24 protein-coding genes are annotated in these 25619 nt (G+C 60.8%); 11 read left to right on the top strand and 13 right to left on the bottom strand.

Translation table 11 applies throughout. The features are described from left to right. Position 1 precedes the first annotated feature (1 nt). The 7 genes from EOK75_RS12815 to mazG all read right to left on the bottom strand — a co-directional run bounded on the left by EOK75_RS12815 (position 2) and on the right by mazG (position 6988). Positions 2 to 1141, bottom strand: a complete 1140-nt coding sequence (locus EOK75_RS12815; protein ID WP_137194477.1) for a DNA polymerase III subunit delta' — start codon at positions 1139 to 1141, stop codon at positions 2 to 4. Then, positions 1138 to 1770, bottom strand: a complete 633-nt coding sequence (tmk, locus tag EOK75_RS12820) for a dTMP kinase (RefSeq protein WP_137194478.1) — start codon at positions 1768 to 1770, stop codon at positions 1138 to 1140. The genes EOK75_RS12815 and tmk overlap by 4 nt, the downstream gene beginning before the upstream one ends. A gap of 1 nt (position 1771) precedes the next feature. Beyond that, positions 1772 to 2926: a D-alanyl-D-alanine carboxypeptidase family protein gene (locus EOK75_RS12825; RefSeq protein WP_137194479.1), complete on the bottom strand. Its 1155-nt coding sequence runs from the start codon at positions 2924 to 2926 to the stop codon at positions 1772 to 1774. Positions 2927 to 2975: 49 nt separating this feature from the next. Continuing rightward, complete coding sequence (locus tag EOK75_RS12830) at positions 2976 to 3782, bottom strand: SPOR domain-containing protein (RefSeq protein WP_137194480.1); 807 nt, start codon at positions 3780 to 3782, stop codon at positions 2976 to 2978. 200 nt (positions 3783 to 3982) lie between these two features. After that, complete coding sequence (locus EOK75_RS12835; protein WP_137194481.1) at positions 3983 to 4924, bottom strand: nucleoside hydrolase; 942 nt, start codon at positions 4922 to 4924, stop codon at positions 3983 to 3985. Positions 4925 to 5045: 121 nt separating this feature from the next. After that, on the bottom strand, positions 5046 to 6053 hold the full coding sequence (locus EOK75_RS12840) for a Fe(3+) ABC transporter substrate-binding protein (RefSeq protein ID WP_137194482.1): 1008 nt from the start codon (positions 6051 to 6053) through the stop codon (positions 5046 to 5048). A gap of 104 nt (positions 6054 to 6157) precedes the next feature. Beyond that, positions 6158 to 6988, bottom strand: a complete 831-nt coding sequence (gene mazG / locus EOK75_RS12845; protein WP_137194483.1) for a nucleoside triphosphate pyrophosphohydrolase — start codon at positions 6986 to 6988, stop codon at positions 6158 to 6160. A 63-nt stretch (positions 6989 to 7051) separates the two neighbouring features. Here mazG and EOK75_RS12850 point away from each other — a divergent pair, with 63 nt between their 5' ends. The 6 genes from EOK75_RS12850 to EOK75_RS12875 all read left to right on the top strand — a co-directional run bounded on the left by EOK75_RS12850 (position 7052) and on the right by EOK75_RS12875 (position 12587). Then, entirely contained in the window at positions 7052 to 8215 is a 1164-nt protein-coding gene (locus tag EOK75_RS12850; protein WP_137194484.1) for a M20 aminoacylase family protein, read from the top strand. Positions 8216 to 8250: 35 nt separating this feature from the next. Next, on the top strand, positions 8251 to 9216 hold the full coding sequence (gene speB / locus EOK75_RS12855) for an agmatinase (RefSeq protein WP_137194485.1): 966 nt from the start codon (positions 8251 to 8253) through the stop codon (positions 9214 to 9216). 11 nt (positions 9217 to 9227) lie between these two features. Beyond that, the gene (locus tag EOK75_RS12860) at positions 9228 to 9644 is read left to right on the top strand and encodes a DUF1499 domain-containing protein (RefSeq protein WP_137194486.1); all 417 of its coding nucleotides are present in this window, start codon (positions 9228 to 9230) and stop codon (positions 9642 to 9644) included. Between the two features lie 54 nt (positions 9645 to 9698). Then, entirely contained in the window at positions 9699 to 10751 is a 1053-nt protein-coding gene (prfA, locus tag EOK75_RS12865) for a peptide chain release factor 1 (RefSeq protein WP_137194487.1), read from the top strand. Continuing rightward, a complete protein-coding gene (prmC, locus tag EOK75_RS12870) occupies positions 10748 to 11584 on the top strand; it encodes a peptide chain release factor N(5)-glutamine methyltransferase (RefSeq protein WP_137194488.1) in 837 nt (278 codons plus the stop codon). Before prfA ends, prmC begins: the two co-directional genes overlap by 4 nt. Before the next feature lie 256 nt (positions 11585 to 11840). Next, positions 11841 to 12587: a DUF4167 domain-containing protein gene (locus tag EOK75_RS12875; protein WP_137194489.1), complete on the top strand. Its 747-nt coding sequence runs from the start codon at positions 11841 to 11843 to the stop codon at positions 12585 to 12587. A gap of 56 nt (positions 12588 to 12643) precedes the next feature. Here EOK75_RS12875 and rsmA read toward each other — a convergent pair whose 3' ends face one another. From rsmA to lptF, 6 genes are all read right to left on the bottom strand, one after another. After that, positions 12644 to 13480, bottom strand: a complete 837-nt coding sequence (gene rsmA, locus EOK75_RS12880) for a 16S rRNA (adenine(1518)-N(6)/adenine(1519)-N(6))-dimethyltransferase RsmA (protein WP_137194490.1) — start codon at positions 13478 to 13480, stop codon at positions 12644 to 12646. Continuing rightward, the gene (pdxA, locus tag EOK75_RS12885; protein WP_137194491.1) at positions 13467 to 14453 is read right to left on the bottom strand and encodes a 4-hydroxythreonine-4-phosphate dehydrogenase PdxA; all 987 of its coding nucleotides are present in this window, start codon (positions 14451 to 14453) and stop codon (positions 13467 to 13469) included. Before pdxA ends, rsmA begins: the two co-directional genes overlap by 14 nt. A 4-nt stretch (positions 14454 to 14457) precedes the next feature. Further along, positions 14458 to 15657: a peptidylprolyl isomerase gene (locus EOK75_RS12890; protein WP_137194492.1), complete on the bottom strand. Its 1200-nt coding sequence runs from the start codon at positions 15655 to 15657 to the stop codon at positions 14458 to 14460. Positions 15658 to 15736: 79 nt separating this feature from the next. Further along, positions 15737 to 17872, bottom strand: coding sequence for an LPS-assembly protein LptD (locus EOK75_RS12895; RefSeq protein WP_137194493.1), 2136 nt, complete (start codon positions 17870 to 17872; stop codon positions 15737 to 15739). Beyond that, a complete protein-coding gene (gene lptG / locus EOK75_RS12900; RefSeq protein WP_137194494.1) occupies positions 17869 to 18963 on the bottom strand; it encodes an LPS export ABC transporter permease LptG in 1095 nt (364 codons plus the stop codon). The genes EOK75_RS12895 and lptG overlap by 4 nt, the downstream gene beginning before the upstream one ends. Then, positions 18960 to 20105 (bottom strand): LPS export ABC transporter permease LptF, encoded by a 1146-nt coding sequence (gene lptF / locus EOK75_RS12905; RefSeq protein ID WP_137194495.1) that lies wholly within the window; start codon positions 20103 to 20105, stop codon positions 18960 to 18962. The genes lptG and lptF overlap by 4 nt, the downstream gene beginning before the upstream one ends. Before the next feature lie 205 nt (positions 20106 to 20310). Here lptF and EOK75_RS12910 point away from each other — a divergent pair, with 205 nt between their 5' ends. From EOK75_RS12910 to EOK75_RS12930, 5 genes are all read left to right on the top strand, one after another. Further along, positions 20311 to 21783: a leucyl aminopeptidase gene (locus EOK75_RS12910; protein WP_137194496.1), complete on the top strand. Its 1473-nt coding sequence runs from the start codon at positions 20311 to 20313 to the stop codon at positions 21781 to 21783. 4 nt (positions 21784 to 21787) lie between these two features. Continuing rightward, the gene (locus EOK75_RS12915; RefSeq protein ID WP_137194497.1) at positions 21788 to 22240 is read left to right on the top strand and encodes a DNA polymerase III subunit chi; all 453 of its coding nucleotides are present in this window, start codon (positions 21788 to 21790) and stop codon (positions 22238 to 22240) included. 124 nt (positions 22241 to 22364) lie between these two features. Next, on the top strand, positions 22365 to 23408 hold the full coding sequence (gene purM / locus EOK75_RS12920) for a phosphoribosylformylglycinamidine cyclo-ligase (protein WP_137194498.1): 1044 nt from the start codon (positions 22365 to 22367) through the stop codon (positions 23406 to 23408). Continuing rightward, positions 23405 to 23992 carry a phosphoribosylglycinamide formyltransferase gene (purN, locus tag EOK75_RS12925; protein WP_137194499.1) on the top strand — a complete coding sequence of 196 codons (588 nt, stop codon included), beginning with the start codon at positions 23405 to 23407 and terminating at the stop codon, positions 23990 to 23992. Before purM ends, purN begins: the two co-directional genes overlap by 4 nt. 108 nt (positions 23993 to 24100) lie before the next feature. Beyond that, positions 24101 to 25609, top strand: a complete 1509-nt coding sequence (locus tag EOK75_RS12930) for a SulP family inorganic anion transporter (RefSeq protein WP_137194500.1) — start codon at positions 24101 to 24103, stop codon at positions 25607 to 25609. Positions 25610 to 25619: the final 10 nt, after the last annotated feature.

Here is a 25619-nt window from a genome sequence, read left to right on the forward strand (position 1 = left end):
CTTACCTCTGGGCGAGATTTCCCGCCGTCTTATCAATCTGTAGAACCATATCCATGAGAAGCGCGGCAGGGTCAAGGTTGACGGCCCGCCCGCGACGCGCGCGGGTGGCAAGACCTTGCGCAAGATCGGCCCATTGGCGGGCCGCATTTGCATTGGGGGAAAGCCGTGCGATCAGCTCCGCCTCGCCATTCGTGGCCTCGGGCGGGCAATGGCCAAGGGTGCCTGCGCGGGCAAGACGGGCCAGGAAAAGATCGATCAGCATCAAGATAAGATCAAATTTTTCCTCATTCCCGCGCCCCGCCCCCATTTCGGCCAGAGTTGCGGCACGGGTGCGGTCCAAGCGGGGCAGGGTGGCGAAAAGGGAGATCAGCCCCGCATAAATCTTCAAACCGCCAAGGTTGAGGATACGGATCGCCTCACCCACCGATCCGCCCGACAGCTCTGCCAAAGGCACAGGATTGGCGGGGGCATCGCCGGTGGCGGCCAGCGCGGTTGCCATATCCTCAGCGTTCAGCGGTGTAAGGCGCAGCTCTCGGCAGCGCGAACGGATGGTCGGAAGCAGGCGCGAAGGCTGGTGGCTGACCAGCAGCAAGGTGACATTCGGCGGCGGCTCTTCCAGCAGCTTGAGCAGGGCGTTTGCGGCGGCCACGTTCATCTCATCTACCGCATCGATGATCGCCACACGGCGGCCCCCATCAGCCGCAGACAGCATGAAATAGGATTTGAGTTTGCGCACCTCCTCCACAGTAATCATGGATTTCAGCTTGCGCGTCTTGTCATCCCAAGCCCGCCGCAGCAGATAAAGCCGCGGTTCCGAGAGTGCCAGCAGCCGGTGCGCAACGGGGTGATCGGCCGGAATATCGAGGCTGTCAGGCGGCGGGGCTGCGAACATGCCGCCGTCATCCTCGGGCGTGGCCAGCAGGAAGCGTGCGATTTTCCACGCCAGCGTGGCCTTGCCAAGCCCTAAGGGGCCGGTGATCATCCAGCCATGATGCAGCTTGCCGCTGTTGAACGCATCCAGAAATGCGGCCTCGGCGGCGTGGTGGCCGATCAGGGCCAATGTCTCGCGCGGATGGGGGGCATCTTTGACGCGGTCGGGTTCGGGGCGGTCCTCAAGGGCGGTTTTGGGGGCGCGGCTCATAGGGCGGCCTGCGCTGTGGCCAGAACATCGGCGGCGACCTGAGCGGGCGCGCGCGCCCCGTCGATCACGGCAAAGCGGGGTTCTGCCTGTGCGAGGGCAAGAAACCCCTCGCGCATACGGGCCTGAAGGGCGGGGCCCATATCCTCAAAGCGTTGCTCGGCCCCGGCGCGCGATACGGCGCGGGAATGACCGGTGGCGGCGTCGATGTCGATCAGAAGGGTGAGGTCCGGCTCCACCCCGATCATGCGGGCGTGCAGATCATCGACCATCGCGCGCAGATCGGCGCCATCACCGCGGCGGATGCCCTGATACATGCGGGTGCTATCGGCGAAACGGTCGGTGATGACGATCTCACCACGGGCAAGGGCCGGGCGAATGGTCTTTTCCAGATGATCACGACGTGCGGCGGTGAACAGTAGGATCTCAGTTTCCGGCGACCAGCGGTCGGCCTCGCCCTCAAGCACCAATCGACGGATTTCCTCAGCGCCGGTGCTGCCGCCGGGTTCGCGTGTCAGCAAAACCTTATGGCCCAACGCGCGCAACGCATCGGCCAAAAGCCGCGCCTGCGTGCTTTTGCCAGAGCCGTCGATGCCTTCAAAGCTGATGAAAAGCCCTTGGTCGCGTGTCATTTCAGGTCGCGGGCTCTGCGTCAGTCAAAAACCGCTTTTGCAAGACGAGCGCCGCCTTTTCCAAGCGCTGCAAGAAACCCGCCGCCGCCACGCTGTTTTCGGCCAGAAGCGGGATCTCACGCTGCGGCAGATCGGGGACGGAGATGGTCAAGGTGCCAACCTCTGTCCCAGCTGCCAAAGGCGCCTTGAGCGGGCCTGTATAGCTGATCTCGGCCTTCACACCGTCTTGCACAAGGGCGGGAACCAGCATGGTCACATCTTCGGCTGCCACCAGCCCGACCTCGGCCGCGTCACCCAGCCAGACATCAGCCGATGCCACGCGATGCCCCGCTTTGATCACGGTTTTCATCACAAATTGGCGAAAGGCCCAGTTCATCATACGGTCGGCTTCTTCGGCACGGGCCTCTTCCGAGGTCATGCCCGTGATGACGAAAATTACCCGACGGTCGCCTTGCTTGGCGGAGCCGACCAGCCCGTAGCCTGCCTCAGACGTGTGGCCGGTCTTCAGCCCGTCGGCGCCGCCGCCAAGTTTCAGCAGCGGGTTGCGGTTATGACGGTTTGCGGGCGCGCGATCGGCATAGTTGAACTCGGTTTCCGCAAAGGTGGCATAGAGTTCGGGGAACTCCTCGATCAACCGTTTGGCAAGAATTCCAAGATCGCGCATCGACATGCGTTGCGCCGGATCAGGCCAGCCCGAGGCATTGGCAAAGGTGGAGTTGGTCATCCCTAACGCCTTGGCGCGTTCGGTCATCTGATGGGAAAACGCCTCTTCGGTGCCCGAAAGCCCCTCGGCCACAACCACGCAGGCGTCATTGCCCGAATTGATGATGATTCCCTTGATCAGGTCGCGGGTTGTGGGCCGGTCGCGCTGGTTAAGGAACATGGTCGATCCGCCCATCGCCTGCGCACGGGCCGAGACCGAAAATTCGGTCTCCATCGTGACGCGGCCATCGCGCAGCGCCTCAAAGAGCATATTCAGCGTCATCAGCTTGGACATAGAGGCCGGCGGCAGCGGCACGTCGGCGTTCTTGTCCATCAAGACGGTTTGCGTCGCCATATCATAGACCCAAGCCGCCTGCGCGCGCGTTTCAAACGCCTGCGCCTGGCCAATGAATGGCAGCACGACAAGCAGGCAAAGAAGACGTCTGAACAGCATCTTGGGGTCCTTTCGGTTTAGAAGCCGGGCGCGCAGGCCCGGTGCCGCATTAACGGGAAACGAAATAGGCATCGCTAAAGCCAAGTGATTTTACTTTTGCAAGGGTTGCGCTGCGGTTGTCGGCAGCCACCGGCCCAGCGGTCACGCCCCAAAAGGTCTTGCCCTGACTGCTGTCCTTGGCGACCGTGGCGGCGATACCGGCTTTTTTCAGGGTGGAGGCGGCGCGGGTTGCATTTGCCTCAACGCTAAAGATCCCGATCTGCACAAGGTTTTTACCGCTTGAGGCTGCGGGTTTCGGCGCAGGTTTCGCTACGGCCTTGTCAAGGGCGGCACTGGCGGTTGCAACCGGATCAATCGTGCTGGTTTGCACCGATTCATTGGCGGCAAGAATCGGGCGGGCGGCGTCGGGGGTCTCGACGGGGACTTCCTCGCGGCGCAGGGCGGTTACGCTGATCGCGGTCGGCCGTCCCGCCAGAATGCCCAAAGCCGTCGCTGTATCCGACGAGATTTGCAGCTTTGGTCCGGGATTATTGCGTTCACGCCGAAACAGCGCGCCGATCACAAATTTGCCATTGCCCGGGTTGCGCAGGATAACCCGCTCTGGATCGGTTGCATCGGGCGAGGCCACCCAGACGCCCCCCAGTGAGGGACGGCCATCCCAAAGGGCTTCATCGCTGACCTGAAACACCTGCGGGGCCTCGACGTCGCGGTCGACCAACCGGATGGAGGTCGCAGACGTCACCCCATCCGCGCTTTTATCTTTGCTGGCAAAGGGGTTGCCAACACTCTGACAGGCGGTCAGGCCAAGGGCCGCCGCTGACGTCAAAAGAATAACCCTGATTGTTGCTCGTGCCATGTGCTGCCTTTATTCCCACGCGAATTCTGTGCCGCGCTTGTTTGGTTCTGTTCGGGGCGCGGTGATCTGCATCATTCGCGCGTTAACCCTCTTGGCGCACCATATCGCGATGCGGCTTGCGTGGGAAGTGCCGCGGGGCATTTCGGCAAAAATTGGTATCTGGCATTTGCGGGGCAAATTCGAGCCGTTGTCACCCGTTGTCAAAGGCGGCCGATGCGTTCCGTCAGCAGCGCGAAAAAGCCATCTGCATCGACGTCGCCGATAAACAGGGCGTTTGCCGCCCTATCGGTCACGCCCCACCAATCGGCCACAGTCATGCCCAGTGTCAGCGCGGATTCGGTCTCAATTTCCACATTGATTTTGCGACCGGAAAACAACCCGGGCTGGAGCAGCCAAGCAATCACGCAAGGGTCGTGCAAAGGTGCGCCCTCTGATCCGTATTTCTCTTTGTCGAAACGTTCAAAGAAATCGGTCCATTCCGCGACCATCCGGCCCGGTTCCGTGCCCATGTCGCGAAAGCTCTGGACGCGCGCGGCGTTTGTCAGGGCCTTATGGGTGACGTCCAGCGGCATCACGGTCAAAGGCGCGCCGGATTTGAACACGACAGCAGCGGCCTCGGGGTCGACGTAGATATTGAACTCGGCCGTGGGGGTGATGTTACCCACCTCAAAATAGGCGCCGCCCATCAGCACAATCTCGGCGATTTTCGGTGCGATATCAGGGGCGCGTTGTAGGGCGGTGGCGATATTGGTCAGCGGCCCCAGCGCGCAAAGCGTCACAGCGCCCGCATCCTCGGCCCGCAGGGTATCGATGATGAAATCCACCGCGTGCTGCTCTTGCAGCGGCATTTGAGGCGCGGGCAGTTGTGGCCCGTCCAGCCCGGTTTTGCCGTGGACATGCTCGGCCGTGACCAGCTTGCGCGTCAGGGGGGCATCGCAACCGGCAAAGACTTTGACATCCGGCTTGCCTGCCAGCTCACAGATGATGCGCGCGTTCTTGGCGGTTAGTGCCAGCGGAACATTGCCGGCAACGGCGGTGATCCCCAGCACCTCCAGCTCTTGCGGGCTTGCCAGCGCCAGCAAGATGGCGACGGCATCGTCTTGGCCGGGATCGGTGTCGATGATGATTTTACGCGCTGCCATAAACCCTCTCAGAATTCTTTGGTACAAAAGACCGCAGGAGCGCCGCTTTGTCCATGCGAAAAACCGGAGGCATTTCTGCCCCCGGTTTCATTATGTCGTGCGATTGCGATTTGGTCGCAGATCAGCCGTCAAAGTCGATTTCTTCGATGATGCGCAGGGCGGCAGGGCGGGCCTTGGCAACATCGGTCAGGTTGATGCTGTCGGCGGTAAAGTCACCCCAGCTTTGCACGATTTCCGAACGGGCGACGCCGTCCTTGACGGGGAATTCGTGGTTGGTTTCGGCATAGATATGCTGTGCGTCATCGCCGGTCAGCCATTCCATGAACTGCAAGGCTTGGGCTTTGTTTGGCGCGGACTTTGTCATCGCCACACCTGATACATTAAGGTGCGTGCCGCCGCCTTCAAATGTTGGGAACACGATCCGGACAGAATTTGCCCATTCTTGTTGTTCCGCATCATCCATCATCTTACCCATGTAATAGGTGTTCCCGATGGAGATATCACATTCGCCCGCCCAGATCGCCTTGACCTGATCGCGGTCACCGCCAACGGGTTTGCGCGCAAGATTGGCCTTCACGCCTTCGGCCCAGGTTTTCGCGGCCTCTTCGCCGTGGTGGGCGATAACGGCCCCCAGCAGCGCGATGTTATAGTCGCTGGTGCCCGAACGCGAGCAGATGCGGCCGTTCCATTTGTCCGAGGCCAGATCCTCATAGGTGGTGACTTCGCCATCCGCGACGCGATCCTTGGAGGCATAGACGATCCGCGCCCGGGAGGTGACGCCGAACCAATGGTTATCCACATCGCGCAGGGCGGCGGGGATATTGGCGTTCAACACGTCTGAGGTCACCGGCTGGGTCACGCCCGCATCGACGATCTCGGTCAGCCGGGCGATATCAACTGTCATCACCAAATCGGCTGGGCTGCGGTCGCCTTCTGCGATCAGACGTTCGGCCATACCTTTGCCAACGAAGGCGATGTTTACATCAATACCTGTCTCTGCGGTGAAGGCGTCGGCCAATGGCTGGATCAGCTCTGGCTGGCGGTGGGAATAGACGTTTACCTCATCGGCAAGCACGGGAAGGGCGGTGCTGACAAGCGCGAGGGCGGCGGTGGACAGGCGAAGAAACATTGTTGACCTCTTTAGTCTGAATTTGTTGCACTCCTTAAACCCGACTCTTTTACTCTGGTCAATGCCTGACTTTATTTATCGGAATAATTGCGCAAGGTTTTGCGTCATTCCCTTTCCTCGGCCTTTGCCCGGTCCCAAAGGGTGTCCATCTCGGCCAGATCGCTTTGCGCCGGGGTTTTGCCTGCCTCGGCCAGAAGTTGTTCGATGCGGCCAAAGCGGCGGGTGAATTTCTGGTTGGCGGCGCGCAGGGCCTCTTCGGGGTCAATGTTCAGATGGCGCGCAAGGTTGGCCATGACGAAGATCAGGTCGCCAAACTCCTCGGCCTGCTCTTCGGGGCCCATGATGTCACGCGCCTCAACCAGTTCACGCGATTCCTCCAGAATTTTATCCAGAACGCCGGTAGTCGAGGGCCAGTCAAACCCGACCCGCGCCGCACGATTTTGTAGTTTGACCGCACGGGTCAGCGCGGGCAGGCCAAGGGCAACCCCGTCAAGAACGCCTGCGGGGCCACGCTCGGCCGCTTTGATCGCCTCCCAATCGGCGGTTTGCTGTTCGGGGGTTTTATCGCGTGAGGCATCGCCAAAAACATGCGGGTGGCGTGCGATCATCTTGTCGGAAATCCCCGCCGTGACGCTGTCAAAGGAAAACAGGCCCGCCTCCGCGCCCATCTGGGCGTGATACACGGTTTGCAGCAGCAAATCGCCCAGCTCGCCTTCCAGCTCATCCCAAGCCTTGCGTTCGATCGCGTCAGTCACCTCATAGGCTTCCTCGATCGTATAGGGCGCGATGGAGGCGAAATCCTGCGCAATATCCCAAGGGCAGCCGGTTTCGGGATCTCGCAGGCGGGCCATGATTTCCAACAGGCGCGGCAGCCCACCTTGCGGGTCCGCGATCAGGGCGTCACTTTGCGGGCGGGTCAGGCGCTGTTGGGCCATTGCGGTTCCTTCCAAATTGCGGTCTTGTGTCGCGCATATATCATGCCCTCAAAGGAGTAGACCATGCCCGTATTGAATGCCATTGCAGGCTCTGCCGACGAAATGAAAGGTTGGCGGCACCATTTGCACCAGCATCCGGAACTGGGGTTTGAGTGCCATGAGACAGCGGCGTTCGTCGCGGCGCGCTTGCGTGAGTTCGGCGTGGATGAGCTGCATGAGGGCATTGCCACCACCGGCATCGTGGCCATCATTAACGGCAGTGCCGACGGCCCGGTGATTGGCCTGCGCGCCGATATGGATGCGCTGCCGATCACCGAGGAAACGGGGGCGGATTACGCCTCTACCTGTCCGGGCAAGATGCATGCTTGCGGGCATGACGGCCATGTGACCATGCTGCTGGGGGCGGCGAAATACCTGTGTGAGACGCGGCGTTTCTCGGGCAAGGTTGCGCTGATATTTCAACCGGCCGAGGAAGGCGGCGGCGGCGGCCGTGTGATGGTCGAAGAGGGGATGATGGACCGGTTCAACATCGCCCAAGTCTACGGCATCCACAACATGCCCAACATGCCCTTTGGCCAGTTCGACACCACGCCGGGGGCGCTTATGGCCTCGGTCGACACGGTGAGGGTTTCGGTGACGGGCAAGGGTGGCCATGCCGCCACGCCGCATGTCTGTGTGGATTCGGTGGTTGCCATTACCGACATGGTGCAGGCCCTTCAGACCATCGTTTCGCGCAATGTATATGCGCTGGATGAGGCGGTGATTTCTGTCACGCAAATCCACATCGGTTCGGCCAATAATATCATCCCCGAAAGCGGCTGGTTCTGCGCCACTGTCCGCTGTTTTAACCCCGAGGTCCGCGCCCTGATAAAGCGCCGTATCCTCGCGATTATCGAAGGTCATGCGCAATCCTATGGTGTCAAAACCGAGGTGAATTATGACTGGGGTTATCCCGCCACCATCAACCACGCAGATCAGGCGCAATTCGCCATCGATGTCGCCGCCGAAATCGCGGGCGCGGGAGGCGTCAATTTTGAGACCGATCGCCAGATGACCGCCGAAGATTTCAGCTATATGCTGGAGGCGCGCCCCGGTGCCTATCTGTTCCTTGGCACGGGGGAGGGTGCGGGGTTGCACCATGCGGCCTATAACTTCAACGATCAGGCGGCCCCTATTGGTGCCAGCTTCTTTGCCCGTCTGGTAGAGCGGGCGCAACCTTTGGCATAACCGGCCCCCAACGCGGGTAGATGAAAGGATAAACCATGGCACTGGAAGATGCGAAAAACGAGGTAGACGGCGCTTTTACCCGTAAGGATTTGCGCGGATTGGCCTTCGAGAACGCCTTTGTCGGTGCCACATCATTCTTGCGCCGCCGCTATACCAAGGATCTGGCGGGCGTCGATCTGGCGATCACCGGCGTGCCCTTTGACCAAGCCGTCACGCACCGCCCCGGCACCCGCTTTGGTCCCCGCGCAATCCGTGAGGCGAGCGCGCTGCAACCCTTTGATCCGCCCTACGGCTGGCCGACCTCCCCGCTTGAGGATATGGCGATTGTCGACTACGGCGATGTGGCCTTTGATTACGCCCATACGCCCAGCTTTCCGGGGCTGCTGACGGCGCATATCGCGGGCATCCTTAAGGCCGGTGTGGGCACAATCACCCTTGGCGGTGATCACTTTATCACCCTGCCGATCCTGCGCGCCTATGCCGAGAAATACGGGCCGATGTCGGTTATTCATTTCGATGCCCATTCCGATCTTTGGGCCGATGATGATATGGACCGCATTGACCACGGCACCTTCTTTTACAAAGCGGTGAAAAGCGGGATTATCGATCCGAAAACCAGCGTACAAATCGGCATCCGCACCCATTGTGACGACTACCTCGGGGTGGAATATATCGACGCGCGCACGGTGCATGAAAAGGGCGTGGCCCATACGGTGGCGCGTGCCAAAGAGATCGTGGGCCAGAACCCGACCTATGTTACCTTTGACATAGACTGCCTCGATCCGTCGGCCGCCCCCGGTACGGGCACGCCGGTTTGGGGCGGCTTGCAGACATGGCAAGCGGCGGCCTGCCTGCGTGATCTGGCCGGTATCAATATGGTCGGCGGCGATGTGGTTGAGGTCTCACCCGCTTATGACACATCGGGCGCCACAGCGATTGCAGGTGCCCATGTCGCGCATGAGCTGATCTGCCTTTACCACTGGGCGCATCACCGCAAATGAAGGGATCAATCATGACAATCGCAGCTTTCCTGTTGGTCCTTGCTGGGCTGTTTGGATATATCCGTTTTGCGCCTTCAGACGTGGCGCGCTGGCATATTGATCCTGCCAGCAGCGCGCTGTGGCCGCAAGCCGCGCCGCTGAATGACGTACAGGCCCAGATCGGTAGTGCCACGCTTTACCTGCCCGATGCCAGTCTTGCGCAGGTTGACGCCATCGCGATTGCCACCCCGCACACGACCCGCCTTGCCGGAAATGTGGACGAGGGGCGCATCACATGGATCACCCGCTCGGCGCTTTGGGGCTTTCCCGATTACATCACGGCGCAAGCGGGGCCGGATGGCGTGCGTATTCTGGGGCGGCTGCGCTTTGGTAAATCGGATATGGGCGTCAATGCGGCGCGGCTGCGCGAATGGCAGTCGAAACTCTAGCGGATCGCGTATGCCCTCTTGACCCGCGCAAAACCTTAGGACACACCCTGAAAAATGGTCCCAATAGATACGCTCGCCCAAATCACCCAACGCTTTGAGTTCATCGAGGCAAAGCTCTCCGCAGGCGCGCCCCCGGCGGAAATCGCAAAACTAAGCCGCGAATACGGCGACCTCAAGCCGGTGGTCACGCAAATCAGCGCCTATCTAGGCGCGCTTGATGATCTGGCCGAGGCGGAGCTGATGCTCAAAGATCCCGAGATGCGCGGATTGGCCGAAGAGGAAATCCCTAGCCTGCGCACAGCCATCGCAGAGATGGAGGCCGCCTTGCAGTTGGCGCTTTTGCCCAAGGATGCCGCCGACGCGCGCCCCGCGATCCTTGAGATCCGGCCCGGTACGGGCGGCGACGAGGCGGCGCTTTTTGCCGGTGATTTGCTGAATATGTACCGCCGCTATGCCGAGAATCGCGGCTGGACGTTCGATATCCTTGAGCTTCAGGAAAGCGATCTGGGCGGGATCCGCGAACTTTCCGTGCATATCAAGGGCGAGGGCGTCTTTGCGCGGATGAAATACGAATCCGGTGTGCACCGCGTTCAGCGGGTGCCGGAAACCGAAAGCGGCGGGCGGGTGCATACATCGGCCGCGACCGTGGCCGTGTTGCCTGAGGCCGAGGATGTGGATATCGACATCCCCGCCTCGGATATCCGGATTGATACGATGCGCGCCAGTGGGGCGGGTGGGCAGCACGTCAACACCACCGATAGTGCGGTGCGCATCACCCACCTTCCGACCGGGATCATCGTGGTTTCGGCAATGAAATCACAGCATCAGAACCGCGTGGCCGCCATGCAGGTCCTGCGCGCACGCCTCTTTGAGGCAGAGCGCGACCGTGTCGATGCCGCACGCTCGGCCGATCGTAAGGCGCAGGTGGGATCGGGTGACCGCTCGGAACGCATACGAACCTATAACTTCCCGCAAGGCCGCATGACCGACCACCGCATCAACCTGACGCTTTATTCGCTGGGGCAGATCATGGGCGGTGATCTTGATCCTGTGATTGATGCGCTGATCTCGGACGATCAGGCGCGAAAACTGGCAGAGATGGAATGATTATTCTGGCCGCGCGCCGTTCGGGCGTGGAGCGGCTGACAGCGGCAGGGGTGCCCGATGCAGCGCAAGATGTGGCGATGCTGCTGGCGCATGTCTTGGGGGTGTCGCGCGCCGATCTGGCGCTGATGTCGCCGCAAACCCTGCTGTCGTGCGCACAAGTTGCCGGTTTTGAGGTTGCCATTTCGGCTCGTGCTGCACGCCAGCCTTTGTCGCATATCACAGGCCAACGGCTATTTTGGGGCCGGTCGTTTATCGTGACACCGGATGTGCTTGACCCGCGCCCCGAAACCGAAACCCTCATCGCTGCCGCCCTTGCGCATCCCTTTGCCTCGGTGCTGGATCTTGGCACCGGATCGGGCTGCATTTTGCTGAGCTTGCTGGCTGATCGTACCGCCGCACGTGGCTTGGGGGTTGATATCTCAGCACCCGCGCTGGCAGTGGCGGCGCGAAATCAGGCGCGGCTTGGTGTTTCTGCCCTTTGGGCGCAGGGCAGCTGGTTTGATCCTGTGCAGGGGCGCTTTGATCTTATCGTCTCCAACCCGCCTTATATCGCTGTCGATGAGATGGCGGCCCTGTCCCCCGAGGTACAAGGATGGGAGCCGCACCTGGCCCTGACCCCTGGGGGTGACGGGCTGGCCCCCTACCGCATCATCAGCGCCACAGCACCGAAGCATTTAACCGCAACCGGCAGGCTTGTGGTAGAGATCGGGCCCAGCCAGGGGGCCGCCGTGGCGGCATTGTTTAGGGCGGCTGGCTTTAAGCGTGTAGAGATTCTCTTGGACCTTGACGGGCGCGGCCGTGTGGTCTCAGGGCAGCTTGGCGAAGTGGTTTAACCAAGTTTTGCGTGAGATAGGCGGTAAATCGCTTATTTTTTAGCAGAATAACCCGAAAAAACAGCAATTTTTGCTTGTCAGGTCGCTGCGGCATCGTTAGGTAAATGGGTGTGACAGGGGCTTGCTCCGGTGAAATCCGGCTCTCATCCCCGCACGCAATGCCAAAAATGCCTGATGCTGCCGACGATAGGTAAGACGTGTCTTTCCAGACCGCCGGAGTATAGCAAAGCCAGATCGTTCTGGATCAAAGGACAAGATGAGATCTTCCAAGTCCCGCTCGCGTTCGAAATCGAACCGCCCGCGCACCCTCGGCAATATTACGAACCGTGTCTTCGACAGCTCCGGCCCCGATGGCAAGGTCCGCGGTACGCCGCAGCAAATTATTGATAAATACTTGATTTTGTCGCGTGATGCGCAGCTGTCAAATGACCGCGTAAACGCCGAGAACTTCTTGCAGCATGCCGAGCATTACACACGTATGCTGGCCGAGGCGCAGCGCGAGCTTGTGGCCGAGCAAGAGGCGCGGCGTCAGCAAGACAGCCACAACCAGCAGCATAATCAGAACCGCGATAACCAGAACAGGGATCGCAACTCTGATCGGGGTGAAGGCGCACAGCCGAATACCCGCGAAGATCGGAATGATTCCCCGCCTGACGAGGCCCCGCGCGAAGACCGTCGGGATGACCGCCGCAACAGGCAGGTTCACCGTCCGGTTGAAACGGCACCGTCCGAGGTTATCGATCCCAAAGCGGATGAGGATGAGGGCGGTCTGGTTGAAACACCGGAAACGCGTCGTCCCCGCACGCAACGTCGGCCAAAATTGAAGCCGGAAGCCGCTGCGGCTGAAGCCCCGGCAAGTGGTGCAGAAACGCCCGCAGCCGAGGAAAAACCTGCGCGTCCTGCGCGCAAACCACGCGCCCCGCGCAAGCCCAAAGTGGACAGCGCTGAAAGCGTGGATACGCCGGCCCCGCCAGCAACGTCTGGCACCGAGGCCGCTGAATAAAGAAAAGCCGGGCAAAATTGTCCGGCTTTTTTCGTCCTCGCCTTTGGGTGATTTGGCTAAGGGTAGCCCATCGACAGGGCACAGAATTTTTCCAGTGATATTTCCTCGGCGCGGGCCGTGGGGGCGATACCAACCGCCTCCAACCGCGCCTCGATATCAGGGCCCATCGCCTTCAGGCTAGAGCGTAGCATCTTGCGGCGTTGGTTGAAGGCCATTGCGGTAATTCGCGACAACATTGCCCCATTCGCCGGATAGCGCGGCGCCTCCAGCCGTGTCAGATGCACCACGGCGGAATGGACCTTGGGCGCGGGGCTAAAGGCCTCGGGCGGCAGGGTTAGTACAATGCGCGGATCAGTGCGCCATTGGGCCAGCAGGGCAAGGCGGCCATAAGCCTTGTCGCCGGGCTTGGCCACGATGCGTTGCGCCACCTCTTTTTGGAACATCAGCGTCAGGCTTTGCCAGAACGGTGGCCATTCATCGGGCGAGAGCCAGCGCACCAGCAGTTCCGTTCCGATATTATAGGGCAGGTTGGCCACCACGCGCACTGGCGGCGTCAAATAGGCCGAGACATCCAGCGCAAGCGCATCGGCGTTCACCACCTCTAGCTGGCCGGGATAGGCGGCGGCGATTTCCGCCAAGGCAGGCAGGCAACGCGCGTCCTTTTCCACGGCAAGCACACGGCGCGCCCCTTCGGCCAACAACCCGCGCGTCAGGCCGCCGGGTCCGGGGCCAACCTCCAGCACATCGCATTGCGTCAGATCGCCCGCCGCACGGGCAATTTTGGCGGTCAGGTTCAGGTCCAGCAAAAAGTTCTGGCCCAGCTGCTTTTTAGCAACCAGATCATGGGTGCGGATCACTTGGGCAAGGGTTGGAAGTCCGTCAATCGCGGCCATTTTTGCCCCTCGTATTTGACATGTCATGCGCCATACGCAAGGCGGCGATCAGGCTGGTGGCATCGGCAATTCCGCGCCCTGCGATATCAAACGCAGTGCCATGATCGGGTGAGGTGCGGATGAACGGCAGGCCCAGCGTCAGGTTGACGCCGCCTGCGAAATCGATGGTTTTGATCGGGATAAGCGCTTGGTCGTGATACATGCAGATGGCCACATCATATTGCGCGCGGGCCTTGGCGTGGAACATCGTATCGGCAGGAAGCGGGCCTACGATGTGCATCCCCTCGGCGCGCAGGCGGTCCAGCACGGGGATGATCAGGGTGAGCTCTTCAGCCCCCATCGCGCCACCTTCGCCGGCGTGGGGGTTCAGCCCGGCCACGGCGATGCGGGGGGCGGGCAGGCCGAAGTCCTGTTGCAGCCCGGCATGGGTGATGCGGATGGTTTCCTCAAGCGCGTCAGCCGTCAGGGCGCTTGGCACCTGGGCCAGCGGGATGTGGATGGTAACCGGCACCACCCGCAAGTCGGGACAGGCGAGCATCATCACCACGCGGTCCACCCCGCCAAGAGAGGCGAGAAATTCGGTATGGCCCGGAAAGGCAAACCCCGCGCCGTCTTTTAGCGCTTTTTTGTGGATCGGCGCGGTGCAAATCGCGGCGGCTTGCCCTTGTTGCACCAGATCCACGGCGCGGGCGATTACAGCGATCACATCGGCTGCGTGTTCGGGCAGCGCCGTGCCGGGTGTGGCGGGACTTGCAAATGGATGAGGCAGCACGGGAAGGGTGCCTGCCGCAACGCCTATTGCCTGTTGGGGCCTGTCGATAAGCTGGAATTTCGTGCCGGCAGGCAGATGCCTTGGATCACCGATCCAGAAGAACGGCAGATCATCGCCCAATGCTTCGCGCGCCAGCACCGCAATCTCTGGCCCGATGCCTGCGGGTTCACCGCAGGTCAGGGCGATGGGGGGCTGTGCCATGTGCTTATGGTTCGCGGATAATGGCGTTGAAGCGCAGTTCTTCGAGATAGCTGTTCGCCAGAACGCCCGCCCGCTGGTTGAGCAAGCGTTCACGCACCTCTGCCTCGGATGGCGGTGTTTCCTGAACCGGCGCGCGCGCGCAGAGCATCAAGAACATATGGGCCGCGCCAGAGGGGAAATCCACACTTTCGCCCGGGTCCAGATCGGCAAGCGCGCGGCCGATATTTGCGGGCAGGGCGCTGGCGGTTTTGGTTTCGCGGATCAGGTTCTCGGCGGGCTGGCCCTTATTGATGCCGTAAAGATCATCGCAGGTGTCGATTTTGCTGCGCAGGTCGGCGGCTGCAGCGGCACCACCCGCGGCGGGCAGAAAGTACTGGGCGTAATCAATCTCGATTGCTTTCGGACCAAGGCCGTCAATCTCTTCCAAGCCGCGCAACTGAAACAGCGCGACAGCCCCGTTCATTGCCACCGGGGCAGAGACCTCACCCGGTGCAAGGCCAAGGATGGAAGAGGCCAAAGGCGCGGGCAGGTTGGCAAGCGGCATCCAGTCCAGACGCCCGCCGCGTGCGGCTGTGGGGGATGCGGAATTGCTGCGTGCCGCCGAGGCAAAGCCACCTTCGGATTTGATCCGGTCACGCAAACGTTCGGCGCGGGCCATCGCGGCAGTCTCTTGGCCGGGCGGGGCGGGGATCACCAGCTCAGAGATAAGGACGCGCATGGCGGTATTCTGGCCCGCGAGGGCGATCGCTTGTTTCACCTCTGCATCCGAAATGAAGATTTTTCCGGCGTAGCGCTGTCGCACGACTTCACGCCACAATAGGCCTGCCTCAACGAAATCGCGGAAGGTTTGGGGCGATACGCCGGCCTGGCCCAAGGCTGCGACGAATTGCTCTCCTGACATTTCCACACGGCTGGCGAATTCGCCCATACCGGCGGCGATCTGTTCGGGGGTGGCCTTGAGGCCCATCGATTTGGCGGCAGCCATGCGCAGACGGTCTTCGACCAGCGCCTTGGTTGCCTGTGTTTCCAGATCGCCCGAGGTGTTGAACAACCGCAGCATCTGGATGCGCTGTTGGACCTCGAATTCGGTGATCGCGCTGTCATTGACATAGAGCCGCGGCGCGAACAGGTTTTGGGCCTGTACCGGGGCGGACCCCATGAAAAGGGCTGAAAGGGCGATAGCAAGAACGGCTGGACGCATCATCGTATTCTTCTCACGGCTTGGATCAGGGGCTGATCTGGTCAGTATGTGGTACTCTGCCGGGCGGGGTCATGGCAACACCCTAACCGCTACAGGCAGAGGCGGGGCCGCGCAGCGCCTTGCCGCCAAAGCCTAGCAGGTCGATAGAGAGGCCGAAATCGGTTGTCGGATCAACGGCGGTGGATTCGGTAAAGCGGCGCGAGATCGCCAGATCCAGCTTCAGGCACTCATTCCGAAACGCAAGGTTGACCCCGGCAGAGGCGGCGCGGTCAGCAACGAAATCATAGCGGGTGTTGAGGCTTGCCTCCCAATTCGGGTTGACCTGATAGCTGCCGTCCAATGTCAGCTCTGACACAGGGTCTGTGCGGCTCTCGCTTGGGTCGGCGCGCATCCGGACATAGGATGACGACAGGCTGTAATCATCGCGGGCCAGCTCCAGCCGCAATTCGCCCTTGGTCAACCCGAAATCGGAATCGAACACCAGCCGGTTGGTCATGGAGATGCCATCGGCAAGTGAAAGCTGGGTCGCGGCCAGCCAGTCTGAACGCGTGCCTTGAAGGCCCGAGGCGATGCCGAACTGGCCGTAATCCTCTTTGCGGATGATGCGGCCAAGGGTCAGGCCAAGCGACCAGCCTGCCGGATCATAGCGGGTGTAGCCGATGCCAATATTAGCGTAGGTGCCGCGCTCAACCCGATCGGCACCGGGAAACCGGTTGAAGGAAAACAAGTTGCCCTCGTCAAATTCCACCAGCGCGCCGTCTTCATTCGGGATGCTGGTGGTATTGCGCGTGGTCCAGACCAGTTGCATCACAGGTTCCAGCACATGGCTGGCCCCGCCTTGCGAGGCGCGCACCCATGGCCAGCGCAGTTCCACCCCGCCGGCCGCGGTGCCGCGAAAGCTGCTGCCAGCATAGGTGGTATCTTGCCGGATGCGGTAAAAGTCGCCGTTCACCTCGGTCATGACCGCGCCCAGCACGCCCGCAGGCAGCACCCAGTTGCGGCGCCAGTCGGCGGTCAGGGACAGCCGTGCCATATCGCGTCCGTCGCCAATTCCGTCGCCATCGCTGTCGGCAGGGTTGTCAGAGCTGCGGTAATGGCTGTGGGTTTGCACGCGCATCCCGCCCTCACCGCCGATAAGGTTGGGTGAAAACCGCCGCTGATAGGTCATGTCGGTCACGATAGAGGGCAGGGTGCTGTTCACATCCCCCGCCCTGATAGAGCGATAGTTGATCAGCCGTGAGGAGATATATTCGTTGCGCCGCGTACGGGCCACCTCGATCCGGCTATCAAGCCTGTCTTCGGAAGAGATCCCGTAATCCAGCAGATAAGCCTCATCGCTGACCACAATCCCCGAGAAGGACAGGATGAAATCCCGTGGCAGGATGAAGCCGCCGTCAACCTCCAGATAGCCGCGGGTTTCATCGGGGCGCAAAAGATCGCGGCTAAGGGCGCCGTTCATCTCCAACGCGCCGGTGCGGAACGCTTGGCGATAGCGCAGTTCAACCGTGCGCCCGTCTTTGCTGGACAGATAGGGGGTGACGGTCAGGTCCTTGTCATCACCGATCGGGATGAAATAGGGCAGTTTGACCCCGAACCCTAGGTCGCTGGTGGTGCGGAACGAGGGCGCCAAAACCCCTGCCTGACGTTTCAGTGTCGGATCAGGGATGCGCAAGCGCGGCAACCAGAAAACCGGCACACCCGCGACGCGCAGGCTGGCATTGTCGAAATAGATCTGGCGTTCCTGCTCATCATGGACAACGCGACTGGCGCGGATTTCCCAAAGCGGCGTCGGGTTGCTGGCGCATACCTTGCACGATGACACAACCGTATTGCCAAGGCTGGTGTAACGACCGCCAATGCGCATCATTTCAGAGGAGGCAAGCTGTAACTGTTGGTCCAGCACAAGGCGCGCGCTATGCAGTACCCCATCGGCGAAATCGGATGACAGTTCGGCCTGATCGGCCAGAATGATCGTGCCGCTATCATCGGTCAGAACAATCGGCCCGCTGATGCGCAGACTGTCGGCGCTGCGGTCATAGGTGATGCTGCTGGCCTTGAGGCGGCTGCCCTTGTGAAACACTTCCACATTGCCATCGGCCACCAAAGTATCATCGCCCGCAATCGCCACACGGTCGGCCACCAGAGAGGCAAGATCCTGGCCGTGGCCCGCAATCGGGGCAAGCAGCAAGGATAGGATAAGGGCGATGCGGCGTATCATCCGTCCTCCAGATGCAACAAAAGACCCAGCGACAACAGGATCGCCGCGACAGGTGGGCTCCATGCGGCGAGGTAAACGGGGATCTGCCCGTTCTCTCCCAGCACTTGCGCGAAATTGCGCAAAAAGAAAATCGCAAATCCGCCCGAAAGCGCAAAAAGCACCATCTGGCCGGTTTTGCCGCCCCGTGCATGGCGCATGGTGAAACCGGCGGCGATTAAAACCATCGCCGCCAAAAGCAGTGGCAAGGCCATTTCCATCTGCAACCAGACGCGGTGGGCGCGGGCGGAAAAGCCAGCCTGTTCCAGCTTGATGATATAGCTGGGAAGAGACCAGATCGGAATTGCCGCGGGATCACCGAAACCGTCACGAATGCGGTCTGGCGTCAGTTCCGATGCAAGGGTTGCACTGGCTTTTTGGGTGGCGGCAAGTTCAGGGTTGGGGGCGGTCAGATCCCAGTATTTGGCGCGGGTCAACACCCATTGGCCTGCCTCCAGCAATGCCTCCTCGGCCTCGACCCTTTGCAGGGGGGTGCCGTCGGGGGCAAAGATCATGAAGCTGGCCCCGAAAAGCTGTGTGCCGTCATGCCCCGTACGCGCGGCCTTGATCACGGTCTGCCCCTCGGCACTGCCCTGACGCAGCCAAAGCGCATCATCGTTCAGCGACAAAACGCTTTCGCTGCCGCTGGCCTGACGGGCATAAAGCAGATCATATTCCTTGGAGGTGGCGGCGACCAAAGGGTTGAGAATGGCCACAATCAACAGCCCGGCAACCAGTGCGGCCCCCACAGGCGCCATCAAAAACCGCAAGCCGGACCGCCCCGATGCGCGCACGACGACCAGCTCGCTGCTTTTGGCGAGGGATAAAAACAGCGCGATCGCGGCAAGGATAAAGATCAACGGCAGGATGGTATAAAGGGTTGCGGGTACATTGAAGAGCGACAGAATAGCGGCCTCGGTCAGGGTGATGCTTTGATTGGCGAAACGCCGCAATTGTTCCACCATGTCGGTCAGCATCAAAATGCCGAAAAACACCAGCAAAACCTGTGCCACAACCTTCAGGAACCGTGTAACAAAATAAAGGCTCAGCGTCATACAATGCCCCTTTCGCTACTGTTCGGGCCTGGTCCCGCATTGTGGCGGGCACGGGGGCGTTGGGCAACCCATAGCATCACAAATGAGATCCCCACCCCCAGCAGCGGCGCAAGATAGACCAGCGGCCACATCAGGGCCGATTGCTGCGCGGCCGCGCTTCCGGCGTTATTGACCATTTGCACCACGACCAGCAACACAATCGCCCCGATGATCTGGCGCCAAAGCCCGAAGCGGCTGAACGCCCCCAAAAGCAGTGCGGCAAAGCCGATCAAGGATGTAGCAAGCGCCAAAAATGGCTGGGCGATACGGGCATGGCCATCCGCCAGAAGGGCTGCCCGGCTGGCACGGGATTCGGCCAGAATTGCCTCGGTCGGGAAGAGCAGCTCGGCCGTTGTCATCTCATCGAGGGAACGTGCGGGGATCTCTCCTGCGCTGATAAGCCCGCCCAGATCATAGGTGAAGTCCTTGAAATGGGTGACCGAAAGCCGCTGGTTGGTCAGGTTATAGCTTTGGCTCATCCCGTCGAACATGATCAGCTTTGGTTCCACATCTCCGCGCACCAAAAGCGCGCGCTGTGCGGTGTAGGTTGTGCGCGAGGATGCCTTGCGATCATCGGTCAGAAAAACGTCCCGCAGCTCTCCGGTGTCGCTGATTTCACGGATGTAGAAGGTGATGCCATCCGTCGGATGCATGAATTTCCCGTCAACCAAAAGCCGCGCTGTCAGATTGGCGCTGATTTCGGCGGTGCGGGCGGACAGGACGGTGCGGCTGGCGGGCACGATGACATTATATAGCAGCACCAGCATCAAGGTCACGCACAGCCCAAAGTAAATGACCGGACGCGCAAGCCGGAAGGCCGAAAAGCCGGTTGCCTGCATCACCACCAGCTCCCCGTCCTGCGTCAGCCGGTTGGTGGTATAAACGGCCGCAGCAAAGGCCGAGACGGGCAGGACAACGCGGATGACATTGGGCAGGGTGAGCAAGGAAATCTCAAGGAAAACCAGCGCCGATTGCCCGTCCCCGATGATCTGGTCAAACAGGCCCACGGCGCGATTGACCCAATAGACCAGCACCAAGACAAGGGAGAAAAACCCGAATAGCGCAAGGAATTGCGACAGCAGGTATCTGTCGAATCTGGTCACGCGCGTGTTTCCCCTTCACCATTTACTTGCCCGACACTAGCCGAGATCGCAGGCAGGGAAAACTGATATATCCACAAAAAAGCGTTTTGCCTCGGCGAAATACGGCTTGTGCTTGGGTCTGGTCAATGCGGGTGGCAGCGGCTAGTCTTTGCGCGAATGGCGGGGCCATGCGGCCTTGCAACACCAAAAGCGGAAGATTGCACCCATGACACATCCTTTGCCGATCCAGTTTCAAGAAACCGACCTCGACGCATTTGCGCAGTTCACAGGGCGTCTGGCGCTGGTTGCCGCCGCGGATGAGGTCGAGGCCCGCAGCCCGTCCGCGCGCCGGATCAACAAGCTGACCAAGGGCGCGCTCAATCGGTTTCTGGCCTCGGATGCATGGGAAAAGGTAAAAGAGGGTGAGTCGGTTGATCTGTCTTGGCCCGCAGGGTTGGCGGCCGAGGCCTTGCAGGTGGTCAAAGCGGACCGGCGCGCGGATGTGGCAACCGCCCGCAAGGCAGGCGCTGCGATTGGCAAATCGGTTGGCAAACCCGGTGTTCTGGTGCTGGCCGGAAGCATGCAGCGCGCGGCGGATCTGTCGCTTGGTCTTGCCCTGCGCGCTTATGATTTTGAGGCCCATAAAACAACCGCACCAACCCTGCGCGGCCCTGTGACGATGATGGTCAAAGACCCCGAGGCCGTGGCGCTGGCCGCCAAGCCTATGGCCGCCGTTGCCGAAGGTGTGTTTTTCACCCGTGATCTGGTGAATGAGCCTGCAAATGTGCTGACCACCGATGATTTCGCCGCCCGTCTTGCCGCGATGCAAGAGTTGGGGCTGGAGGTGGAAATCCTTGAGGAGGCCGATCTAGAAGCTTTGGGCATGGGGGCGCTGTTGGGCGTCGGCATGGGCTCTGAAAGCCCGTCCAAGGTTGTGGTGATGCAGTGGAACGGCGGCGGCGGCGAGGCGCCCTTTGCGCTGGTTGGCAAGGGCGTGGTGTTCGATACTGGCGGTATCTCCCTCAAGCCTGCGGGCGGCATGGAAGATATGACGATGGATATGGGCGGCGCCGGCGTTGTTTCCGGCGTGATGCGCACGCTGGCGTTGCGGCGGGCCAAGGCCAATGTGGTTGGGCTTGTCGGCTTGGTCGAAAACATGCCTGACGGGCGTGCGCAACGTCCCGGCGATGTGGTGAAATCCATGAAGGGCGACACGATCGAGGTGATCAATACCGATGCCGAGGGGCGTTTGGTGCTGGCCGATGTGCTTTGGTACGCGCAGGAACGCTTTAAGCCCTGCGGCATGATCAACCTTGCCACCCTGACGGGCGCGATCATCGTGGCCTTGGGTCATGAAAACACCGGCGTCTTCAGCAATGATGACGGCTTGTGCGATGCCTTCCTCAAGGCGTGCAAGTCCGAGGGTGAGGGTGCGTGGCGTTTGCCGATGGGCGATGCCTATGACGCCAAGCTCAAATCCCGTGTGGCCGATATGATGAACTCTTGCGGGCGCGATGGCGGCTCGATCACGGCGGCGCAATTCCTCAAACGGTTCGTCAAGGATGAGACCCCCTGGTGCCATCTGGACATCGCGGGCACCGCGCTGTTGAAAACCGAGAGCACATTTGCGCCCAAAGGGGCGACCGGCTGGGGCGTGATGGCGCTTGATCGTTTGATCCGCGACAAGTTCGAGGGCTGATCCGATGGGGGTGGTGATGTTCTATCACCTCACCGCCTCCAGCATGGAGGAGACGGCGCGGGCCTTGCTCACCCGCTCGCTGCAAGCGGGCTGGCGGGTGATGTTGCGTGGTACGGATGCGGCGGGTCTGGAACGGCTCGACACGATTTTGTGGCAAGGCCCGGCCGAAAGCTTTTTGCCGCACGGGCTGGCAGGTGGCACTCATGATGCGCAACAGCCCGTTTTGCTGGGAACCGGTGCGATTGCGAATGATGCCAAGGCCCTGATGGCGGTTGAGGGTGCCGAGGTCTCTCCCGATGAGGCTGAGGGGCTGGAGCGGGTATTTATTCTGTTCAACGGGCACGACGATGCGGCCGTTGCCGCCGCGCGTGTCCAGTGGAAAACCCTGACCGGCGCGGGGCTTGCGGCGCAATATTGGTCCGAGGAAAGCGGAAGCTGGCAAAAGAAAGCGGGCTAGGTACTGCGGATTTTGTGCGGTGTTTCATGTTTTGCGTCGGGATTTGTTGTGCCTCGGGCGGGGATCGTCTATCTGGGTCGGGAATCCTTTGGGCCAGTTGCGGCCTTACAAGCCGGGGGCGGATATGACGGGTAAAAATGGGCTGACCTATGCCGATGCAGGTGTGGATATTGACGCAGGCAACGCGCTGGTGGAGCGGATTAAACCCGCGGCCAAACGCACAAGCCGCCCCGGCACGATGTCGGGCCTTGGCGGTTTCGGCGCGCTGTTTGACCTGAAGGGCGCGGGCTATGTCGATCCGATCCTTGTGGCTGCGACCGACGGTGTTGGGACCAAACTGCGGATCGCGATTGATACCGGAAATGTTGACACCATCGGCGTTGATCTGGTGGCGATGTGCGTCAATGATCTGGTCTGCCAAGGTGCCGAGCCTTTGTTTTTCCTTGATTACTTCGCAACCGGCAAGCTGGATCTGGATCAGGCCACGCGCATCATCAACGGGATCGCGGCGGGCTGTGAGGCCTCTGGCTGTGCTTTGATCGGCGGGGAAACCGCCGAGATGCCGGGCATGTATCATGGCGGTGATTTCGACCTTGCGGGCTTTGCCGTGGGCGCGATGGAGCGGGGCCAGACCCTGCCCGAGGGCGTGGTCGAAGGCGATGTTTTGTTGGGCCTGACCTCGGACGGGGTGCATTCCAACGGCTATTCCTTTGTGCGCAAAGTGGTGGAGATGTCGGGCCTCGACTGGCATTCCCCCAGCCCCTTTGGTGCAGGCACCTTGGGGCAGGGCTTGTTGGCCCCCACGCGGCTTTATGTGAAGCAGTGCCTTGCGGCGGTGCGCGCGGGCGGGGTGCATGCACTGGCCCATATCACCGGTGGCGGCTTGACCGAAAACCCGCCACGTGTGCTGCCCGAGGGGCTGGCCTGTGAGATCGACCTGTCGGCATGGCCTTTGCCCAAGGTCTTTGGTTGGCTGGCCGCAACCGCAAATATGACCGAAGAAGAGCTGCTCAAGACCTTTAACTGCGGCATCGGCATGATGTTGGTGGTCAGCGCCGACCGAGCCGAGGCTTTGGCACAAGAGCTGCGTGATGCGGGCGAGACCGTGGTCACCATGGGCCGTGTGGTGCCGGGTGAGGGTGTGATCTACAAAGGGTCCTTGCTGTGAAGCGCGTTGCCATCCTGATTTCGGGGGGTGGTTCGAATATGGTGGCGCTGTGCCGGGATATGGTGGGGGATCACCCTTGCCGCCCGGTGCTTGTCGCCTCTAATGATCCGGCTGCGGGCGGGTTGGCCCGTGCCGAGGCGATGGGGATTGCCACGGCCGCCGTCGATCACCGCAAATTTTCGGGCGATCGCGCGGCCTTTGAAGCGGCCTTGTTAGAGCCCATTCTGGCCGCCGCGCCCGATATCCTGTGTCTTGCGGGATTTATGCGGGTGCTGACACCGGCCTTTGTTGCGCGGTTTGAGGGGCGGATGCTTAACATTCACCCCAGCCTTTTGCCGAAATATCCCGGCCTGCATACCCATGCCCGTGCCATTGCGGCAGGCGATACCGAGGCCGGCTGTTCGGTGCATGAGGTGACGGCGGTTCTTGACGACGGGCCGGTTCTGGGCCGTGCGGTGGTGCCGGTGGATGCGGACGAGACCCCCGAGACGCTGACCGCCAAGGTCCTGGTGCAGGAACACAAGCTCTATCCTGCCGTCTTGCGGCGTTTCGCGATGGGTGAGCGCGGCTTGCTGACGCTGTAGCGCGCGATGAATATCGCGTCACGGGTTGGCAATACGCGGCCCGCGCTGTAGGGAGAGCCCTTGTTTTGATGGCGGGGCGATGCCCTTTTGCTTGGGGAAGCGGATTAAATGATATCAGCACATCTTTATCGCCAGCAGTGGTTTGGCAACATCCGGTCGGATTTGCTGTCGGGGCTGGTCGTGGCTTTGGCGCTGATCCCCGAGGCGATTGCCTTTTCGATCATCGCTGGGGTGGATCCGAAGGTCGGGCTTTATGCCAGCTTTTCCATCGCGGTGATTACGGCGATTGTTGGCGGGCGTCCGGGGATGATCTCGGCGGCGACGGCGGCGACGGCGGTGTTGATGAAACCCCTGATTGATACCTATGGCCCCGAGTTAGGTCTGCAATATCTGCTGGCGGCCACGGTGCTGGCCGGTGTGTTACAGGTGCTTGCGGGGGTGTTGAAACTGGGGCGGGTGATGCGGTTTGTTTCGCGCTCGGTGATGACCGGTTTTGTGAATGCGCTGGCGATCCTGATCTTTCTTGCGCAGGTGCCAGAGATGGATCTGCGCAATGAGGGCGTGAGCATGCTGACCTTTGTGCTGATCGGTGCAGGGTTGGCGATCATCTACTTGTTGCCCTATCTGACCAAGGCAGTGCCTTCGCCACTGGTGGCGATTGTGGTGCTGACGGGGCTGTCGATGACGCTGGGGTTTGATACCCGCGTGGTGGGCGATATGGGCGCGCTGCCCGATACATTGCCGTTCTTCTTGCTGCCCGACATTCCTCTGACGATGGAAACCTTCTGGATCGTGCTGCCGGTATCCTCGGCCATCGCGGTTGTGGGGCTTTTGGAAAGCCTGATGACGGCCAGCCTGATCGATGATTTGACCGATACCCCCAGCGATAAAAATCAGGAATGTGTGGGTCAGGGTGTGGCCAATGTGGCGACCGGATTTATTGGCGGCATGGCGGGCTGTGCGATGATCGGGCAAAGCATGATCAACGTCAAATCCGGCGGGCGCGGGCGGTTGTCTTGCTTTGCGGCCGGTGTGTTCTTGTTGTTTTTGATCGTAGCCTTGGGGGATTTGGTGCGCCAGATCCCGATGCCTGCCTTGGTCGCCATCATGATCATGGTGTCCATCGGGACGTTCAGCTGGTCATCGATCAAGAACCTGAAACTGCATCCGCGCTCCAGCTCCATCGTGATGTTGGCGACGGTGGGTTCCGTGGTCTATACGCATAATCTGGCGATCGGGGTTGCTGTTGGGGTGCTTTTGTCGGGGATTTTCTTTGCGGGCAAGATCGCGCAGCTGTTCCGTGTCACATCGACATTGTCGGCGGATGGGGCAGAGCGGGTTTATCACATCGAGGGCCAGCTTTTCTTTGCCAGCGTTGAGGATTTCATGGCATCTTTTGATTTTCATGAGGTTTTGGACCGCGTGGTGATCAATGTTTCAAACGCGCATATCTGGGATATTTCCTCGGTTGCGGCCTTGGATATGGCGGTGCTGAAATTCCGCCGTGACGGGGCCGAGGTGACGGTTGTCGGCATGAACGCGGCCTCGGAAACGATTGTGGATGAATTGGCGCTGCACGATAAACCCGGCGCGCTTGATAAAATGCTTGCGCATTAAAGGAAGGCGG

The organism is Pseudorhodobacter turbinis (assembly GCF_005234135.1).
Taxonomy (GTDB): Bacteria; Pseudomonadota; Alphaproteobacteria; order Rhodobacterales; family Rhodobacteraceae; genus Pseudorhodobacter; species Pseudorhodobacter turbinis.

Excerpts from the sequence above, each read along its gene's own strand:
- EOK75_RS12815 (WP_137194477.1), bottom strand. The coding sequence starts at position 1,141 with ATGAGCCGCGCCCCCAAAACCGCCCTTGAGGACCGCCCCGAACCCGAC.
- tmk (WP_137194478.1), bottom strand. The coding sequence starts at position 1,770 with ATGACACGCGACCAAGGGCTTTTCATCAGCTTTGAAGGCATCGACGGC.
- EOK75_RS12825 (WP_137194479.1), bottom strand. The coding sequence starts at position 2,926 with ATGCTGTTCAGACGTCTTCTTTGCCTGCTTGTCGTGCTGCCATTCATT.
- EOK75_RS12830 (WP_137194480.1), bottom strand. The coding sequence starts at position 3,782 with ATGGCACGAGCAACAATCAGGGTTATTCTTTTGACGTCAGCGGCGGCC.
- EOK75_RS12835 (WP_137194481.1), bottom strand. The coding sequence starts at position 4,924 with ATGGCAGCGCGTAAAATCATCATCGACACCGATCCCGGCCAAGACGAT.
- EOK75_RS12840 (WP_137194482.1), bottom strand. The coding sequence starts at position 6,053 with ATGTTTCTTCGCCTGTCCACCGCCGCCCTCGCGCTTGTCAGCACCGCC.
- mazG (WP_137194483.1), bottom strand. The coding sequence starts at position 6,988 with ATGGCCCAACAGCGCCTGACCCGCCCGCAAAGTGACGCCCTGATCGCG.
- EOK75_RS12850 (WP_137194484.1), top strand. The coding sequence starts at position 7,052 with ATGCCCGTATTGAATGCCATTGCAGGCTCTGCCGACGAAATGAAAGGT.
- speB (WP_137194485.1), top strand. The coding sequence starts at position 8,251 with ATGGCACTGGAAGATGCGAAAAACGAGGTAGACGGCGCTTTTACCCGT.
- EOK75_RS12860 (WP_137194486.1), top strand. The coding sequence starts at position 9,228 with ATGACAATCGCAGCTTTCCTGTTGGTCCTTGCTGGGCTGTTTGGATAT.
- prfA (WP_137194487.1), top strand. The coding sequence starts at position 9,699 with ATGGTCCCAATAGATACGCTCGCCCAAATCACCCAACGCTTTGAGTTC.
- prmC (WP_137194488.1), top strand. The coding sequence starts at position 10,748 with ATGATTATTCTGGCCGCGCGCCGTTCGGGCGTGGAGCGGCTGACAGCG.
- EOK75_RS12875 (WP_137194489.1), top strand. The coding sequence starts at position 11,841 with ATGAGATCTTCCAAGTCCCGCTCGCGTTCGAAATCGAACCGCCCGCGC.
- rsmA (WP_137194490.1), bottom strand. The coding sequence starts at position 13,480 with ATGGCCGCGATTGACGGACTTCCAACCCTTGCCCAAGTGATCCGCACC.
- pdxA (WP_137194491.1), bottom strand. The coding sequence starts at position 14,453 with ATGGCACAGCCCCCCATCGCCCTGACCTGCGGTGAACCCGCAGGCATC.
- EOK75_RS12890 (WP_137194492.1), bottom strand. The coding sequence starts at position 15,657 with ATGATGCGTCCAGCCGTTCTTGCTATCGCCCTTTCAGCCCTTTTCATG.
- EOK75_RS12895 (WP_137194493.1), bottom strand. The coding sequence starts at position 17,872 with ATGATACGCCGCATCGCCCTTATCCTATCCTTGCTGCTTGCCCCGATT.
- lptG (WP_137194494.1), bottom strand. The coding sequence starts at position 18,963 with ATGACGCTGAGCCTTTATTTTGTTACACGGTTCCTGAAGGTTGTGGCA.
- EOK75_RS12910 (WP_137194496.1), top strand. The coding sequence starts at position 20,311 with ATGACACATCCTTTGCCGATCCAGTTTCAAGAAACCGACCTCGACGCA.
- EOK75_RS12915 (WP_137194497.1), top strand. The coding sequence starts at position 21,788 with ATGGGGGTGGTGATGTTCTATCACCTCACCGCCTCCAGCATGGAGGAG.
- purM (WP_137194498.1), top strand. The coding sequence starts at position 22,365 with ATGACGGGTAAAAATGGGCTGACCTATGCCGATGCAGGTGTGGATATT.
- EOK75_RS12930 (WP_137194500.1), top strand. The coding sequence starts at position 24,101 with ATGATATCAGCACATCTTTATCGCCAGCAGTGGTTTGGCAACATCCGG.